The sequence below is a fragment of the Pseudomonas sp. SF2 genome (genome assembly GCF_036858055.1).
In the GTDB taxonomy this organism is placed as follows: Bacteria; Pseudomonadota; Gammaproteobacteria; order Pseudomonadales; family Pseudomonadaceae; genus Aquipseudomonas.
In genome coordinates this window covers 115,630-129,847 of the sequence record NZ_JAMBDI010000031.1, presented here as the reverse complement: position 1 = coordinate 129,847, position 14,218 = coordinate 115,630, and the positions used below count along the sequence as shown (strand labels likewise).

The 14,218-nt window shown below is 67.1% G+C and carries 10 protein-coding genes; 1 reads left to right on the top strand and 9 read right to left on the bottom strand.

All coding sequences use genetic code 11. The annotated features are described in order from the left end of the window. Positions 1 to 37: 37 nt before the first annotated feature. From M2S36_RS19290 to M2S36_RS19250, 9 genes are all read right to left on the bottom strand, one after another. Positions 38 to 631 (bottom strand): glutathione S-transferase, encoded by a 594-nt coding sequence (locus M2S36_RS19290; RefSeq protein WP_207831798.1) that lies wholly within the window; start codon positions 629 to 631, stop codon positions 38 to 40. After that, on the bottom strand, positions 628 to 4,272 hold the full coding sequence (locus tag M2S36_RS19285; protein WP_333957653.1) for an AAA family ATPase: 3,645 nt from the start codon (positions 4,270 to 4,272) through the stop codon (positions 628 to 630). Before M2S36_RS19285 ends, M2S36_RS19290 begins: the two co-directional genes overlap by 4 nt. Beyond that, on the bottom strand, positions 4,269 to 5,507 hold the full coding sequence (locus tag M2S36_RS19280; protein WP_013971635.1) for an exonuclease SbcCD subunit D C-terminal domain-containing protein: 1,239 nt from the start codon (positions 5,505 to 5,507) through the stop codon (positions 4,269 to 4,271). The genes M2S36_RS19285 and M2S36_RS19280 overlap by 4 nt, the downstream gene beginning before the upstream one ends. Positions 5,508 to 5,810: 303 nt before the next feature. After that, entirely contained in the window at positions 5,811 to 7,445 is a 1,635-nt protein-coding gene (locus M2S36_RS19275) for a BatD family protein (RefSeq protein ID WP_333957652.1), read from the bottom strand. Continuing rightward, on the bottom strand, positions 7,442 to 9,160 hold the full coding sequence (locus M2S36_RS19270) for a vWA domain-containing protein (RefSeq protein ID WP_333957651.1): 1,719 nt from the start codon (positions 9,158 to 9,160) through the stop codon (positions 7,442 to 7,444). Before M2S36_RS19270 ends, M2S36_RS19275 begins: the two co-directional genes overlap by 4 nt. After that, entirely contained in the window at positions 9,157 to 10,233 is a 1,077-nt protein-coding gene (locus tag M2S36_RS19265; RefSeq protein ID WP_207831791.1) for a vWA domain-containing protein, read from the bottom strand. The genes M2S36_RS19270 and M2S36_RS19265 overlap by 4 nt, the downstream gene beginning before the upstream one ends. After that, positions 10,226 to 10,720, bottom strand: coding sequence for a DUF4381 domain-containing protein (locus M2S36_RS19260; protein WP_085625249.1), 495 nt, complete (start codon positions 10,718 to 10,720; stop codon positions 10,226 to 10,228). The genes M2S36_RS19265 and M2S36_RS19260 overlap by 8 nt, the downstream gene beginning before the upstream one ends. A 13-nt stretch (positions 10,721 to 10,733) precedes the next feature. Further along, positions 10,734 to 11,678, bottom strand: a complete 945-nt coding sequence (locus M2S36_RS19255) for a DUF58 domain-containing protein (protein ID WP_207831788.1) — start codon at positions 11,676 to 11,678, stop codon at positions 10,734 to 10,736. Positions 11,679 to 11,682: 4 nt separating this feature from the next. After that, positions 11,683 to 12,642 carry an AAA family ATPase gene (locus M2S36_RS19250; protein ID WP_013971644.1) on the bottom strand — a complete coding sequence of 320 codons (960 nt, stop codon included), beginning with the start codon at positions 12,640 to 12,642 and terminating at the stop codon, positions 11,683 to 11,685. 229 nt (positions 12,643 to 12,871) lie between these two features. Between M2S36_RS19250 and M2S36_RS19245 the strand changes: the two genes are divergently transcribed. Continuing rightward, on the top strand, positions 12,872 to 14,179 hold the full coding sequence (locus M2S36_RS19245; RefSeq protein WP_233687132.1) for a T6SS phospholipase effector Tle1-like catalytic domain-containing protein: 1,308 nt from the start codon (positions 12,872 to 12,874) through the stop codon (positions 14,177 to 14,179). Positions 14,180 to 14,218: the final 39 nt, after the last annotated feature.

Here is a 14,218-nt window from a genome sequence, read left to right as displayed (position 1 = left end):
CCGCTCCCACAGGGGGCCGTGTAGTGCTGATAGTTGTTTACTTGGCCATCACTGCCTTGAACAGGTCCGAAGCCAACCAGCCCTCCAGCCAGCTCCGCACCCGCGGATAAGCCGCCTCGGCGAACCACTGCGGTTCGACCCCGGCAAACTGGCGCATCAGGGGCAGCAACGCGGCATCGGCAATGCTCGGGTGCGTGGCCAGCAAGTAGGGCCTGCCTGCCAGCAGGCCTTCGAGCTCCGCCAGCCAGGCCTCGGCCTGCTGGCGGTAATGCTCGCGGGTATGCGCCGGGTAGCGCTCGGCATACTTGTAAAGGTTTACCTGCGTCTTGAACGTGCTGTCGTTGCGCGCAATCAGTGTTTCAGCCTGCTGCGCCGCCACAGGGTCAGCCTGCAGCCGCCAGTCCTGCGGGTCGTTTTGCGCCAGCGCCCAGCGCATGATGTCCAGGCTTTCTTCGAGTACCTCGGCACCGGTATCCAGTACCGGCACCGTGCCCTTGGGCGACAAGGCCAGCAGTTCTGCCGGCTTGTTCTTCATCGCCACCTCGCGGATTTCCACCTCGCACCCTGCATAGCGCAGGGCCAGGCGCGCGCGCATGGCCCAGGGGCAGCGGCGAAACGAGTAGAGGATCACCCGCACACCTCCACGTCACTCAGGCCGTTGCCTTGGCGGCGCACCTGGATCTGCACCGGGATGCGTTCGTGCATTTCCTGCACGTGGGAAATGACTGCTACCTTGCGCCCTTGGGCCTGCAAGCCGTCGAGGGCATCCATGGCCAGTTGCAGCGACTCGGGGTCGAGGCTGCCGAAGCCTTCGTCGATGAACAGCGATTCGATGCGCAGCGTGCTGGAGGCCATCGAGGCCAGGCCCAGGGCCAGGGCCAGCGACACCAGGAAAGTTTCCCCACCCGACAGCGAGTGCACCGAACGCAGTTCGTCGCCCATCTCGGTGTCCAGCACCAGCAGGCCGAGGGCGCTGCCGCCGCGCTTGAGGCGGTAGCGGCGGGCCAGCTGGCGCAGTTGGGCGTTGGCGTGGTGCAGCAGCAGGTCGAGGTTGTAGCCCTGGGCGATCTTGCGGAACACATCGCCCGAGGCCGAGCCGATCAGGGCGTTCAGGCGAGCCCAGCGTTGCCACTGCTGATGGGCCTGCTCGATTTCCGCCGCCAGCGCCTGGTGCGCCTGTTGGCGACGCTGGTCATCGGCCTGCTGTGCACGCAGTTCGGCGCATTGCTGCTCGTGGCCGGCCAGGCGTTCGCGCAGTTCGGTCAGGGCCTGTTCCAAGGCGTCGGCCGAGGTGTCCACGGTCATTTGCGCGGCATGTTGCTGCAGGCGTTGTTCACGTTCCTGCAGCAGTACGCGGCCCTGTTCGATGGCTTTTTCGGCGCCTTGCAGGTGTTGGCGCAGTTCATTGACCTGCGTGTCATCCATGCCCAGCAGGCGATCCAGGCCAGCGTCGTCCAGTTCCGGGTGTTCACCACGCCACTGGGCGATCTGGCCCTGCAACTGCTGGCATTCGGCGTCCAGCGCCTGTTGCTGCTGGGTGTTGGCCCTGAGTTCGCTGGCCAGTTGCACGCCTTGAGTGCGCAGGTCCTGCAGGCGCTGGGCAGTGTCGGCATCGAGGGCGCGGGCCTGCTCCAGCGCGGCGTCCATGTGCTGTTGCCAGGCTTCGGCGCTGGCGTGCTCGCCCAGCAGTTCGCTGAGCGAAGCCTGGGCCTGTTGGCGCTGCTCGTCGAGGGCGGCAAGCTTCTGCTGCAACTGCTGCAGGGTCTGCACGCGCGCCTGTTGCTGGTCGCGCAGCTTGTCCAGCTGGGCCTGGCGGGCTTGCTGTTCTTCCTGTTCGTCCTTGCGCTGCTCCAGTTGCTGCAGGCGCTGCGCGATCTGCTGGTCCAGGGCGAGGAAGGCATTGGCCGGGTCGTCGTTCAAGGCCTTGAGGGCCTCTTCGGGCAACACGCCTGCCAGGTCGTCCAGGCTTTGCTGCAATTGCTGCTCGTCGCTGGCCAGGGCCTGATGCTGTTGCTCCAGGTGGCGCTGGGCCTGCTGTTGCGCCTGCTGGGCGGCCTGCAGTTGCTGGTTGAGACGGGCTGCATCTTTTTGCAGGGCGAGCAGGGCGCTCTGGCGTTTCTCGTCCTGGCCGATTTCCTCGTCCAGGCGGCGCAGCTGGCTGTCGAGCCAGGCACTGCGGGCCCTGTCGTCCTGCGGGGCGAGGGCAGGCCACAGGCTGTGTGCCTGCACCTGGGCCACCAGCGGTTGCAGCTGTTCGCTCAGTTGCTGCTGTTGCTGCTGGTAGTCCTTGAGCTGGGCGTTGACCACACCCAGCTGGGTGCGCAGCTCCACCAGCTTGCCGTTGAGGGTTTCGACCTGTTTCTGCGCGGCGTCTTCCTCGGCCTGGTCATGGCGACCCAGGCTTTGCAGCAGCGCTTCAGGCTGGTGGAACGGGTGCTCGGCGCTGCCGCACACCGGGCAGGGTTCGCCGTCGCGCAATTGGCCGCGCAACTCTTCGACGCTGGTGTTACGAGCCAGGCGCTGGCGCTCCAGCAACTGGCGGGTGAGGTTGAGCGCTTGCTCGGCGGCTTCCAGCTCGGCCTTGGCGGCGGTGCCTTCGGTAATCAGCTGCTGGCGTTGCTGCATGGCCTGCTGCTGCCGCTCGCGCACGGCCTCCAGCTGCTGGCGCAGTTCCAGTTCACGGCCATGCAGGCGTGACAGTTCTTCCACGGCGCGCTGCCGCTTGCGGTTGTCCTGCAGCATGCCACCCAGCAAGTCGATCTGTTCTGCCAGGGCCTGGGGTTCGGCCTTGGCCTCGCGGAACAGCAACTCGAAGGCATCGCGCTCGGCCTGCAAGTGCGCATTGGCCTGGCTGGCCTGGGCCTGCAGGCCGGGCAGTTCTTCACGACCCTTGGCCAGGCGGCCACCGATCAGCATCACCTGCTTCAGTTGTGGCAGGTAGGCGTGCCAGGCATTGGCCAGGCCCGCCAGGTGCTGGCTGTCGGCGAGCGCGGTGTCGATCTGCGCCAGTTGCTGCAGGCTGCGCTGCTGGTTGTCTTCCAGCTGCTGCAGGTGCTGCTGGCCTTCTGCGACCTGTTGCTCGGCCTGTTGGCTGGTGCTGCGCTGCGCTGCCAGCTCCTGGTCCAGGCGGGCCAGGTTGTCCTGGGCGGCAAAGGCCTGGCGCAGACGAGGGGCGTTATCGCTGTGGCGGGCCTGGCTATCGGCAAGCGCCTGACGCGCGGCGTCCAGCGCCTGTTCGAGTTCGCTGGTGCGCACCTGCAGTTCGGCTTGCTGCTGCTGTTGCTCGGCGATCTTCGCTGCCACCGGTGCCAGTTGCGCGGTCAGTGTCTGTTGGCGGTGGAACTGGTGACGCTGCGGGGCCAGGCGCTCCAGGCGCACGAGGTCCAGTCGCTGGTCAGCCAGTTGTTGCCAGTCCTGTTCGGCGGCCTGCAGCGCGGTGCCGGCTTCGGCGTGCTGGGCCTGCAGCTGACGCTGCTCGTTCAGCCAGTTGCGTTGCTGTTCCAGCTGACGCTCGCCGGCCTGGTCGGCCTTGAACTGCTGTTGCGCCTGCTCCAGACGCTGGTCGAGCTCGGCGCGGGCTTCGGTTTCCATCGGTAGCAGGTGGCTGGCACGGTCCTTCAGGGCATTGTGGGCCTCGCCGGCTTCGCGGGCCTTACTGAAGGCGCGCTGGCCCAGGCGGGTATAGATGGCAGTATTGGTGAGCTTTTCCAGCAGCTCGCTGCGCTCTTTGTCATCGGCCTTGAGGAAGGCGCCAAACTCGCTCTGTGCCAGCATCACCGCGCGGGTGAACTGTTCGAAATTCAGGCCCAGGCGAGCTTCGACCAGCTGCTTGTATTCGTTCTTGCCGCTGCCCAGCACCTGCTCGCTGTCCAGGTCGTAGAGGCTCTGGCGGCTGTGCTGCAGCTTGCCGTTGGCCTTGTCGCGGGCGCGGTTGGCTTCCCAGCGGGCACGGTAGCGGCGGCCATCGATGCCGACGAAATCGACTTCGGCAAAGCCGCTGCCGGTGCCGCGGCGCAGCAGGTTGCGCGGGTCGGAGGTGGGGATTTCACCGTCGGCGTCCGGCACCTTGGCTTCGCGGCCAATGTCGTTCAGGCGTGGCACGGTGCCGAACAGCGCCAGGCACAGGGCATCGAGCAGGGTACTCTTGCCGGCACCGGTGGGCCCGGTGATGGCGAACAGGCCGGCGCTGGCCAGCGGCTCGGCGGTGAAGTCGATGTCGACCGGGCCGGCCAGGGATGCCAGGTTCTTCAGGCGGATGGCGAGAATCTTCATGGCTGTTCCTCTTCCTGCTGCACGTCCTGCAACAGCAGGGCGAAGTCGGCCAGCGCCTGTTCGTCGGCGGGGTTGCCATAGGCCTGCTCCCAGGCGCGGCTGAACAGGTCTTGCGGGGTCATCTGGGCCAGTTCGACAAAGGCCAGGTCATCGTCTTCGGCGTTGTTGCGGCCGGCGTATTCGGCGCTGATGCGGATCAGGCGCACGGCCTTGCCTTGCAGTGCGGTTTCGATCTGCTGGCGCAGGTCGGGTTGCGGCTCATCCAGTATCACCCGCACCTCCAGCCAGGGCTGGCGGTTGGGGTCTTCGAGCAGGTCGATCACTGGCAGCTCGGCCAACTGCTCCAGCAGTTCGCCCAGTGGTGCCGGGCCGACCCGTTGCAGGGCTACGGCGCGCGGTACCGGGCGTGGTTCGACGCTGACCAGGCCGGTGCCGTCCAGCTCCACTTCCAGCACCTGGTGCGGGTAGTTGATTTCGGCGAACGACAGCGGGATCGGCGAGCCGCTGTAGCGGATGCGTTCTTCGCGGTTGACCTTCTGCGGCTTGTGCAGGTGGCCCAGGGCGACGTAGCTGATGGCCTTGTCGAACAGCTTGGCCGGCAGTGCCTCGGCGTTGCCGATGATCAGGCTGCGCTCGGAGTCCTCCGACACCGCGCCACCGGCCATGTGCGCGTGGCTGATGGCGATCAGCGCCTGGTCCTTCTTGCGCTTCTTTTGCGCGGCGGCGATCAGTTGCTGGTGCACCTGGGTGATGCCTTGCAGGTAGTCGTCACCCAGTTGCGGGCCGGTCACCTCGGCCGGGCGCAGGAAGGGCAGGGCCAGGCACCAGGCGGCGACCTTGCCACGGCCGTTGGTCAGCGGAATCAGCAGGCGCTCTGCGTCCAGCTGGCCCTCGTCCAACCAGTGCACACGGCCCAGGGCATGGGTGCGCAGGCGGCGCATCAGTGCCGCGGGCAGCTCGATGCGCGAGCCGGAGTCGTGGTTGCCGGCGATCATCACGATGTCCAGCTTCGGCTGTTGCTCGTGGGCCTGGACGATGAAGTCGTAGAGACGTTCCTGGGCTTTGACCGGCGGGTTGACCGTGTCGAAGATATCGCCGGCGATCAGCAACGCATCCGGCTGGCGCAGGCGCAGCTGGCCGAGCAGCCAGTCGAGGAAGCAGGCGTGTTCGAAGTCGCGTTCCTGGCCGTGCAGGCTTTGGCCCAGGTGCCAGTCGGAGGTATGAAACAGACGCATGGATGACCTGTTGGTGTCGAGTCGAGCAAGCGGGGCTTGGCTTGGGTGATGGGTGTTGCGCAAGGGCGGTATGGTAACCCAAGCATGGGGCCGCTGTGCGGCACATAGCCGCCCAGTTCATGACTGGGGGTTGAGGTGGTGCATAGTGCATGCCTTGATTCTTTCTACGCCAGTGAGATGTCATGACAAGAACAGGCTTGCCAAAAACCATAGAATCTCCTTCAGGTATCTCACCGCCCTTGAAAGCAGTGGTGTTTCTGTGGGAGCGGGCATGCCCGCGAAGAGGCCCGCACAGGCAACCACTTACTTGGGATAGAGCGGCGGCAGGCTGCCGTTCTCGCCCGCTGGCAACAACACCTGCTCAGCCGGCGGAATCGTACCGATCGCCCGCCACAAGTCCTCACCCTGCCAATACTGCCCGCTCTCGCTATACAGCGCCCCGTTCAACCCATCCAGTGCATCCGACAACGGCACGAACCGCGCGGCCATCTCGGCCAGGGTTTCCGGCTGCTGGCGGGCCCAGGCGTCCAGCGCCTGGCGAGTTGCCTGTGGGTCGTTGGCCTGGCACGCGCGCTTGAGATCATCCAGCAAGGTACGCGGGCTCGGCCCGGCCTGCGCGGCGCGCAGCACCGCTGGCTGCGAGCGGGCGCGCCACCACAGGGCAAAGCCCAGCACGGTGGTGAGGGCGAACACCAGGGTGGCCAGCTGCCAGGGCCACAGCAAGCTGCTGGCACTGCTGTTGTCGCCAACCGGGGTGTCGGCGCTCAGCGCCGGGTTGTCCTGCACATTCAGCGTACGCGCCGGCAGGCTGCTGTGCTCCAGGTGGTCTTCGCGGGTGTTCCACCAGGCCACTTCCAGCGCCGGCAGGGCCAGCGTACCGCTGTGGGTCGGCACCAGGGCTTCGCGCTCTTCGCGGTTGGCGGTCATGCCGCGGTCGCTGATTTCGTTGCGCAGCAATGGCTGGTCGGGGTACCGGCGCAGGCCGGTGATTTCGGTGGCTGGCAGCGGTGGCAGCTGGGTGCTGGACAAGCCTTCGGCACGCAGGGTGATGTTGCGGGTCAGCGAGTCGCCAATCTGCACCTGCTGGTTGCCAGGGTCGAGGTTCCAGTGCTCTTCCAGGGTCAGGCTGCGGGCCGGTAGCCACGGCACGCCAGCCGGCCAGGCCGCCGGAATCGGCCGTACGGCCAGGCGTAACGGCAGCGAGCTGACCTGCACCTGGTGGCCGGCCCGGGCCGTGCCGTTGGTTTGTGGGGCTTCGTCCGGGCTGGCGGCGGCGGTAGCGGTGAAGGTCAGCGGCGGGATGTCGAGGGTGCCGCTTTGCTGGGGATACACGGCATAGCGGGTTTCGATCACGCCGTGACGGACGCCGTTGATTTCCTTTTCATAGGTGCGCGATTCACCCAGCGGTTCGACTTTGGCGTTCTCCAGTTGCAGCGGGCTGAGGCTGCTGTCGTCGTACAGTGCCACCGAATGGTAGATGCGCAGGGTGAGTACGGCCTGGGCCTGGACGTAGACCTCGTTGCTGTCGAGCGTGGCTTCGATGAACACCTGCGAGGCGCTGTCCTGGCGGCTGGCGTCGGCCTGCAGCACTTGCAGTTCGATGGCCTGGCTGTGCGACTGGCCCAGTTGCAACTCGGGGATACGCAGGCTGCCACTGCGCCGTGGCAGCAGGGTGATGATCCAGCGGGTGCTGGCGCGGGTTTCGCCGTCGAGGCTGTGCAGGCTGTTCAGCTGGCGCGTGCCGCGCACTTCGAAGTCACCCTCCAGCGCGCGCAGGTCGGGCTTGCCGAACTGGGTGACGTCCTGGCTTTCCAGGGTCAGCTCCAGGCTTTCGCCAGCTTCCAGGCGGGTACGGTCAACGCTGGCCTGCAGCACTGGTTCGGCCTGGGCCAGCACGGCCCAGAGCAGGCTGAGGAGAAAGACGCCGAAGCGACTCATCGTGGGGTTTCCTGATGCAATTGCTGTTCATACCAGAATTTGCGCCGCAGCAGCTCCGCCGGGTTGTCGGGGATCTCCCGCAGCCATTGTTCCAGGGCCTGGCGCTGTTCGGCATCGAGGCTGGTCGATACCGGGCGCTGCGGCGGCTGGATGACGCTGTCATCCGCGCCGGCCTGGTTGCCGGGTGCTACCTGGCTGTTGCTGCTGCCTTCGCCGGGCTGCTCGGCGCTGGGTTGTTCGTCGTTGCCGGGCGTGCCCTGGGCCGGGCTGTTGGCCGAGCTGCTGTTGCCTTCGGTTTCGCTGCCGGGCGTGCCTTGGGCATCGCTGCTGGCCGGTTGCTCCTCGGCCTTGGCCTCGCGCTGTTGCAGCAGTTGCTGCACCAGCGCCTGGTTGTCCAGCGCCGCCTGCAGGTCGGGTTGGCGTTCCAGGGCTTGTTCGTAGGCGTCCAGGGCGGCTTCCAGTTCACCGCTGCGGGCCAGGGCATTGCCTCGATTGTAGTGGGCGGCGGCCGTGTCGCCTTGGGAAAAGGCTTCGGCGGCACCGCTATAGTCGCCCGCCTGGTACAGGGCCATGCCGCGCCATTGCGGGTCCTGGAACTGGCGCGCGGCGCTGGCTGGGCGGTTTTGCTCCAGCAGGCGCTGACCTTGCTGGTCGGGGCGTAGCCACAGGTCATTGAATTCGAAGGCCTGGCTGGGCTGGGGCAGGGCCAGCAGCAGCGGCAGGCAGAACAGCCAGCCGCGTCGGCCGGCACAGGCGGCCAGCAGCAACAGCGGCAGCAGCAGCCAGTAACCCTGGTCGGCCCAGCTGTCCAGTTGCAGGGTCCGGCCGTCGTTGCGCCCGGTGCGCGGGTTGTCGAACAGGCCCAGGCCACGAAGGTCGAGGTCGTCGATACGGGCATGCCGGTAGCGCCCGCCCGTGCCGCTGATGAAGCCCTTGAGGCTGGTGCTGTCCAGGCGCGGCAACAGGATGCCGCCCTGGTCGTCCTTGAGGTACTCGCCGTTGGCCTGGCGCACCGGTGCGCCTTCGCGGCTGCCGATGCCCAGCATCAGCAGGCTCGGGCCCTGGCGGCCGAGGGCCTGGGCGATGCCTTGGCGCTCCGGGGCGCTGAGCGACGAGCCGATCAGCAGCAGGCGGCCCTGGCCCAGGCCGCTCTGGGCCAGCAGGGCCAGGCCTTTTTGCACGGCCAGGTCGGCCCGCTGGCCGGGTTTGGGCATGATCGACGGGTCGATCGCCTCGAGCAGGTTGCGGCTGGTAGCCAGGTCGTCGGACAGCGGCACCAGGGTGTGCGCGGAGCCGGCATAGACCACCAGCGCGGTCTGACTGTCACGACGGTGTTCCAGCAGGTCGAGGATTTTGCGCCGCGCCTGCTCCAGGCGGTTGGGCGGGCTGTCCTCGGCGAGCATCTGTGGGGTCAGTTCGAGGAGGATCACCAGCGGGTCGGCCGGGCGCTGGCGGTTTTCTTCCACGCGCTGCCAACTGGGCCCGAGCAGGGCCAGGATCACCAGCATCCAGGCCAGGCCCAGCGCCACCCACGGCAGTTTGCTGGTGCTGCCGCTGCCACCGCCTAGCAGTACGCCATGGAACGCCGGCGGCAGAATTATCTGCCAGCGCCCGGCGCGCTTGCGCCGGTGCCACAGTTTGTACAGCAGCCAGCCAAGCAGGGGCACGGCCAGCAGCCATAGCGGGCGCAACCATTGGGGCCACAGTTCGATCATCGCCGCCTCCTCAGGCGCAGGCGCTTCAGGCGCTGGCGCCATTCCGGATGCGGTTGCAGGAAGCGCGGCTTGCGCAGCAGGCGCTGCAGCAGGTTGTCGGGCCATTGCACGGCCACCACCAGCAGCACGCTCAGCAGCAGCGCCAGGGCCAGGGGCCAGGCATACAGGGCCTTGGCCGTGCGTGCCTGGGTCGGTTGCTGGGCCACAGGTTCGAGCTGGTCGAGGGTGTCGCCGATGGCGTCCAGTTCGGCGCCGTCATGGGCGCGGAAGTAGGTGCCGTGGGTGATGTCGGCAATTTCCTTGAGCGAGGCTTCGTCCAGGTCCAGGCTCGGGTTCAGGCCGAGCAGGCCAGGAGTGCCACTGGCCTCGGGGTTGGCGCCGATACCTATGGTGTAGATGCGCACGCCTTCCTGAGCGGCCAGGCGGGCGGCGGTCAGCGGGTGGATCTGCCCGCCGTTGTTGGCGCCGTCGGTGATCAGCACCAGCACCCGGCTTTGTGCCGGGCGTTGGCGCAGGCGCTTGACCGCCAGGCCAATGGCGTCGCCGATAGCGGTGTTCTTGCCGGCGATGCCGATCTGCGCTTCGTCGAGGAAGGTGCGCACGGTGCGCCGGTCGAAGGTGAGCGGGGCCTGCAGGTAGGCCTGGCTGCCGAACAGGATCAGGCCCACGCGGTCGCCTTCGCGGTCCTGCAGGAAGTCGCCGAGCAGCGCCTTGACCAGGTCGAGGCGGCTGATGTCTTCGTTCTGCCACTGCATGTCGGGGAAGTCCATCGACCCGGACACATCCACCGCCACCAGCAGGTCGCGGCCGCTGGCGGCCACTGGCACCGGGTCGCCCAGCCATTGCGGGCGGGCGGCGGCGCACAGCAGCAACAGCCAGATGACGACAAAGGGCGCCTGCTGGCGCCAGGTCGGCAGGTTGAGGCGCGCGCGGCGCCCGGCCAGGCCTTCCAGCTCGTTGAGGAAGCCCACCTTGAGCACCGGTTCGCCGCTGTCGGCGGCCGGCAGTACCAGGCGTGCCAGCCACGGCAATGGCAACAGGGCGAAGACCCACGGCCAGGCCAGTTCAAACATGCTTGCGGATCCAGGTTTCGACGGCCTGGCTGAGCCCGGCGATGGCCTTGTCATCGAGCTTGCACTCGGGTTTGTAGGCGCCCTCGACCAGCACCATCCAGCGGGTCAGGCCGGCGGCCGGGCAGCGGTTGTCGAGAAACGCCAGCCACTGGCGGCCATTGAGGGTATGGCTGTTGGCGCCCGGGTAATGGCTGCGGCACAGGCGCTTGAGCAGGGCGTTGATCTGTTGCAGCCAGGCCCCGGCCGGGGCACCGTCGTAGGGGCGTGGCAGGCGGGCCAGTTCGGCCAGCGCTTCCACGCGTACCGGGTCCAAGGGCTGCTCGGCACGCACGATGCGGCGTTTGCCCGGGCGCCAGCGGCGCACCCGCCACAGGCCCCAGGCCAACAGCGGCAGCACGGCCAGCAGCAGCCACCAGCCGGGTGCCGGTGGCCACAGGCCGATTGGTGCTGGGGCAATCAGCGGTTGCAGTTGATCAAGCGGGTTCATTGGCCGCTGCTCTTCATGACGCGCTCCGTGGCCGCTGAGCGTTCAGGTATTCGCGCAATTGCTCGATCATTTCGCTTTGGGTGCTCAGTGGCATCAGCAGCACGCGCAGCTTTTGCGCCATCAGCTCCCAGCGCTCGATGCGTGCTTCGGCCTGCTGGCGGTAGGCCTGGCGCAGGTTGGCGTCCAGGGTGTCGAGCTCCAGCTGCGCGCTTCGCTGGGCGAAGCGCAGCAGGCCGGCGGCGGGCAGGGCGTGGTCGAGCGGGTCGGACACCGGCATCAGCAGCAGGTCGCAATGGCGCGAGAGCATGGCCAGGTGCTGTTCCACCTGGGCGGTGAGCGAGCGCTCATCGCAGATCACGATGGCCAGGCTGCCGGGGCGCAGCACTTCGCGGGCGCGGCGCAGGGCCAGGCCGAGGCTGTCGGCCCCGGGCGTGGCCTCGGTGTGCAGCGCCTGGTTGACCTTGGCCAGGCGGTTGAGCAGTTGCAGCAGGCTCTGCTTGCTGCGCCGGGGCTTGATTTCGTGGTGTTCGTTGTCGCCGAACACCAACCCGCCGATGCGGTCGTTGTGGCCCAGCGCGGCCCAGCCGAACAGCGCCGCAGCCTGGGCGGCCAGCACCGACTTGAACATCAGCCCCGAGCCGAAGAACAGCCGTTGGCTCTGCTCGACGAGGATGAAGATGGGCCGTTCGCGCTCTTCGTGGAAGAGCTTGGTGTGCGGTTCCTGGGTGCGCGCGGTGACCCGCCAGTCGATGTTGCGCACATCGTCGCCGGCCTGGTACACGCGCACCTGGTCGAAGTCCACGCCGCGCCCGCGCAGTTTGGAGTGGTGCAGGCCCACCAGCGGGCTGCGCTGGCCGGGCCGGGAAAACAGCTGGATTTCGCGCACGCGGTGGCGCATGTCGATCAGCTCGGCAAGGCCGATGCGGATGCCGGGTTGGGCCAGCGAGGCGGTGGGCATGGGCTCAGGCAACGGCGACGACGTCGAGGATGCGCTGGACCACGCGGTCCTGGTCGATCCCCGCCGCCTCGGCCTCGAACGAGAGGATGATGCGGTGGCGCAGTACGTCGAACAGCACCGCCTGGATGTCTTCGGGGCTGACGAAATCACGCCCGGCCAGCCAAGCGTGGGCGCGCGCGCAGCGGTCCAGCGAAATGGAGCCACGCGGGCTGGCGCCGTAGGCGATCCAGTCGGCCAGTTCGGCGTCGAACTTGGCCGGGGTGCGGGTGGCCATCACCAGTTGCACCAGGTATTCCTCCACCGCGTCGGCCATGTACAGGCCGAGGATTTCCTTGCGGGCGGCGAAGATGGCCTGCTGGCTGACCCGGCGCTCGGGCTTGGTCTCGCCGCCCAGGGCTTCACCACGGGCCTGCAACAGGATGCGCCGCTCTACCGCAGCGTCGGGGAAGCCGATTTTCACGTGCATCAGGAAGCGGTCGAGCTGGGCTTCGGGCAGCGGGTAGGTGCCTTCCTGCTCGATCGGGTTCTGTGTGGCCATGACCAGGAACAGCGGCGACAGGTCGTAGGTGCTGCGACCCACGCTGACCTGGCGTTCGGCCATGGCTTCGAGCAGCGCGGACTGCACCTTGGCCGGGGCGCGGTTGATTTCGTCGGCCAGCACCAGGTTGTGGAAGATCGGCCCCTGCTGGAACACGAAGCTGCCGGTCTCCGGGCGGTAGATTTCGGTGCCGGTAATGTCGGCCGGGAGCAGGTCGGGGGTGAACTGGATGCGATGGAACTGCGCCTCGATACCTTCGGCGAGCTCTTTGATGGCCTTGGTCTTGGCCAGGCCCGGCGCACCTTCGACCAGCATGTGGCCGTCGGCCAGGAGCACGATCAACAGCCGCTCGACCAGTTTCTCCTGGCCTAGGATCTGGGAAGAAAGAAAGGTGCGCAGCGCGATCAGCGCTTCACGGTGTTCCATCGGTGACGGTTCCTGGTGTGGGGCCGCAGGCGGCTGGAGGCAACTGCCCTGGCAAGGGGTGATACTTTAATCCATCCGGGGGGGTGGCGACCAATGGCGGTAGGGAAATTTATCCTTGCCCGGGGCCAGCAGGTCCGGAAATGTCCTGCATATGACTGGCCATTGACTGATGTTCCGCTGCGGCGTGTTGGCGCCTGCTTGTGTTTTTGCGCAAGCAGGAGGCACGAGGATGGACTTGAACAGCGGCAGCACAGCACGTATTACGCCGGTCACCCTGCGTTTTGGCGTGTTCTTTGATGGGACCGGCAACAACCTGAGCAATGTGATGCCGGCGGATGCTCCGGGGGGCAAGGGTGCCAGTTATGGCAACGCCTTGAGCAATGTGGCCCTGTTGCATGCGCTGTATCCGGCGCAGGGGGGCACGGCTGATGAGACCATGGTGTTTCTGAAACGCTATGTCGAGGGCGTGGGCACCCTGGCGGGGGAGGCGGATAATGCCTATGCCTCGGCCACCGGGAGTGGGCGTCTGGGGGCCGAGGCGAGGGTCGCCGAGGCCTTGGCGGGAATTGCCGGGCAATTGCAGGACTGGCGCCAGGCGCATCCGCAGGCAAGGGTCGAGCGGGTCGAGTTCGACCTGTTCGGTTTCAGTCGCGGCGCGGCGGCGGTGCGGCATCTGGCCAACCTCCTGCACGATGGCGGCGACGAGCGCTTGGCTGTGCCCTGCGAAATCGGGATCAACTTCATCGGCCTGTTCGACACGGTGGCGGCGATCATCGCGCCACTGCAGGGAGACCTTGACCCCGCCGATGACCGCAATGGTGGCTTGCGTCTGGGCCTGGGCGCGGACATTGCCCGGCAAGTGGTGCAGTTGGTGGCGGGGGACGAACAGCGGCACAACTTCCCGCTGGTGCGCAGCGACCATGACATCGTGTTGCCGGGCGTGCACTCGAACATTGGTGGTGGTTACCCGGATACCACGCAGGAGCAGGTGCTGCTGTGCAAACCGCAGTCTCAGCGGGTGCCGCTGGATATGCGCGCCGAGCACACTCGTGTGCATGCCTCAGTCAGTGCGTTGCTGGCGTCGTCATTTGGCGAAATGGGCGCGCCCAGGCCACGGGTGCTGGCCTGGGAGGTTCCGATTGCCGGTGGCCGGTCGAGTGAGGCGCAAAAGCAGGTGTACGCGGCGGTGTACCGCGAACGGGAAGTGGCGGGGCAGCTTTCCCGGGTGTACCTGAGCATCATGCGCGAGCTGGCGGTGCGGGCGGGGGTGCCGTTTGCGCCGTTGGGCGGGCAGGCTGAGCATCGGCTGCCGGATGAGCTGCTGGGCATCAGCCGCAAGTTGCATGGGTTTGCCTTGGGTGAATACGAACAGCCTGGGTTGACCGAGGATGAACAGCGATTGTTGCGCGACAGGTACGTGCATGCGTCGGCGAACTGGAATGCGTTGAAGGGGTTGCACAACAGCGTGCTGGACGTGCTGTTCGTCAATCGGCCGGCGGCAGGAGGGCGGGTGGCGCACGCGAACCCGGCAGCTTGATCAGCCTGTACCGGCCTGATCGCCGGCAAGCCGGCTCCC

Bases quoted from the DNA above. Each gene is read 5' to 3' on its own strand.
- M2S36_RS19285 (WP_333957653.1), bottom strand. From the start codon at position 4,272: ATGAAGATTCTCGCCATCCGCCTGAAGAACCTGGCATCCCTGGCCGGC.
- M2S36_RS19280 (WP_013971635.1), bottom strand. From the start codon at position 5,507: ATGCGTCTGTTTCATACCTCCGACTGGCACCTGGGCCAAAGCCTGCAC.
- M2S36_RS19275 (WP_333957652.1), bottom strand. From the start codon at position 7,445: ATGAGTCGCTTCGGCGTCTTTCTCCTCAGCCTGCTCTGGGCCGTGCTG.
- M2S36_RS19270 (WP_333957651.1), bottom strand. From the start codon at position 9,160: ATGATCGAACTGTGGCCCCAATGGTTGCGCCCGCTATGGCTGCTGGCC.
- M2S36_RS19265 (WP_207831791.1), bottom strand. From the start codon at position 10,233: ATGTTTGAACTGGCCTGGCCGTGGGTCTTCGCCCTGTTGCCATTGCCG.
- M2S36_RS19260 (WP_085625249.1), bottom strand. From the start codon at position 10,720: ATGAACCCGCTTGATCAACTGCAACCGCTGATTGCCCCAGCACCAATC.
- M2S36_RS19255 (WP_207831788.1), bottom strand. From the start codon at position 11,678: ATGCCCACCGCCTCGCTGGCCCAACCCGGCATCCGCATCGGCCTTGCC.
- M2S36_RS19250 (WP_013971644.1), bottom strand. From the start codon at position 12,642: ATGGAACACCGTGAAGCGCTGATCGCGCTGCGCACCTTTCTTTCTTCC.
- M2S36_RS19245 (WP_233687132.1), top strand. From the start codon at position 12,872: ATGGACTTGAACAGCGGCAGCACAGCACGTATTACGCCGGTCACCCTG.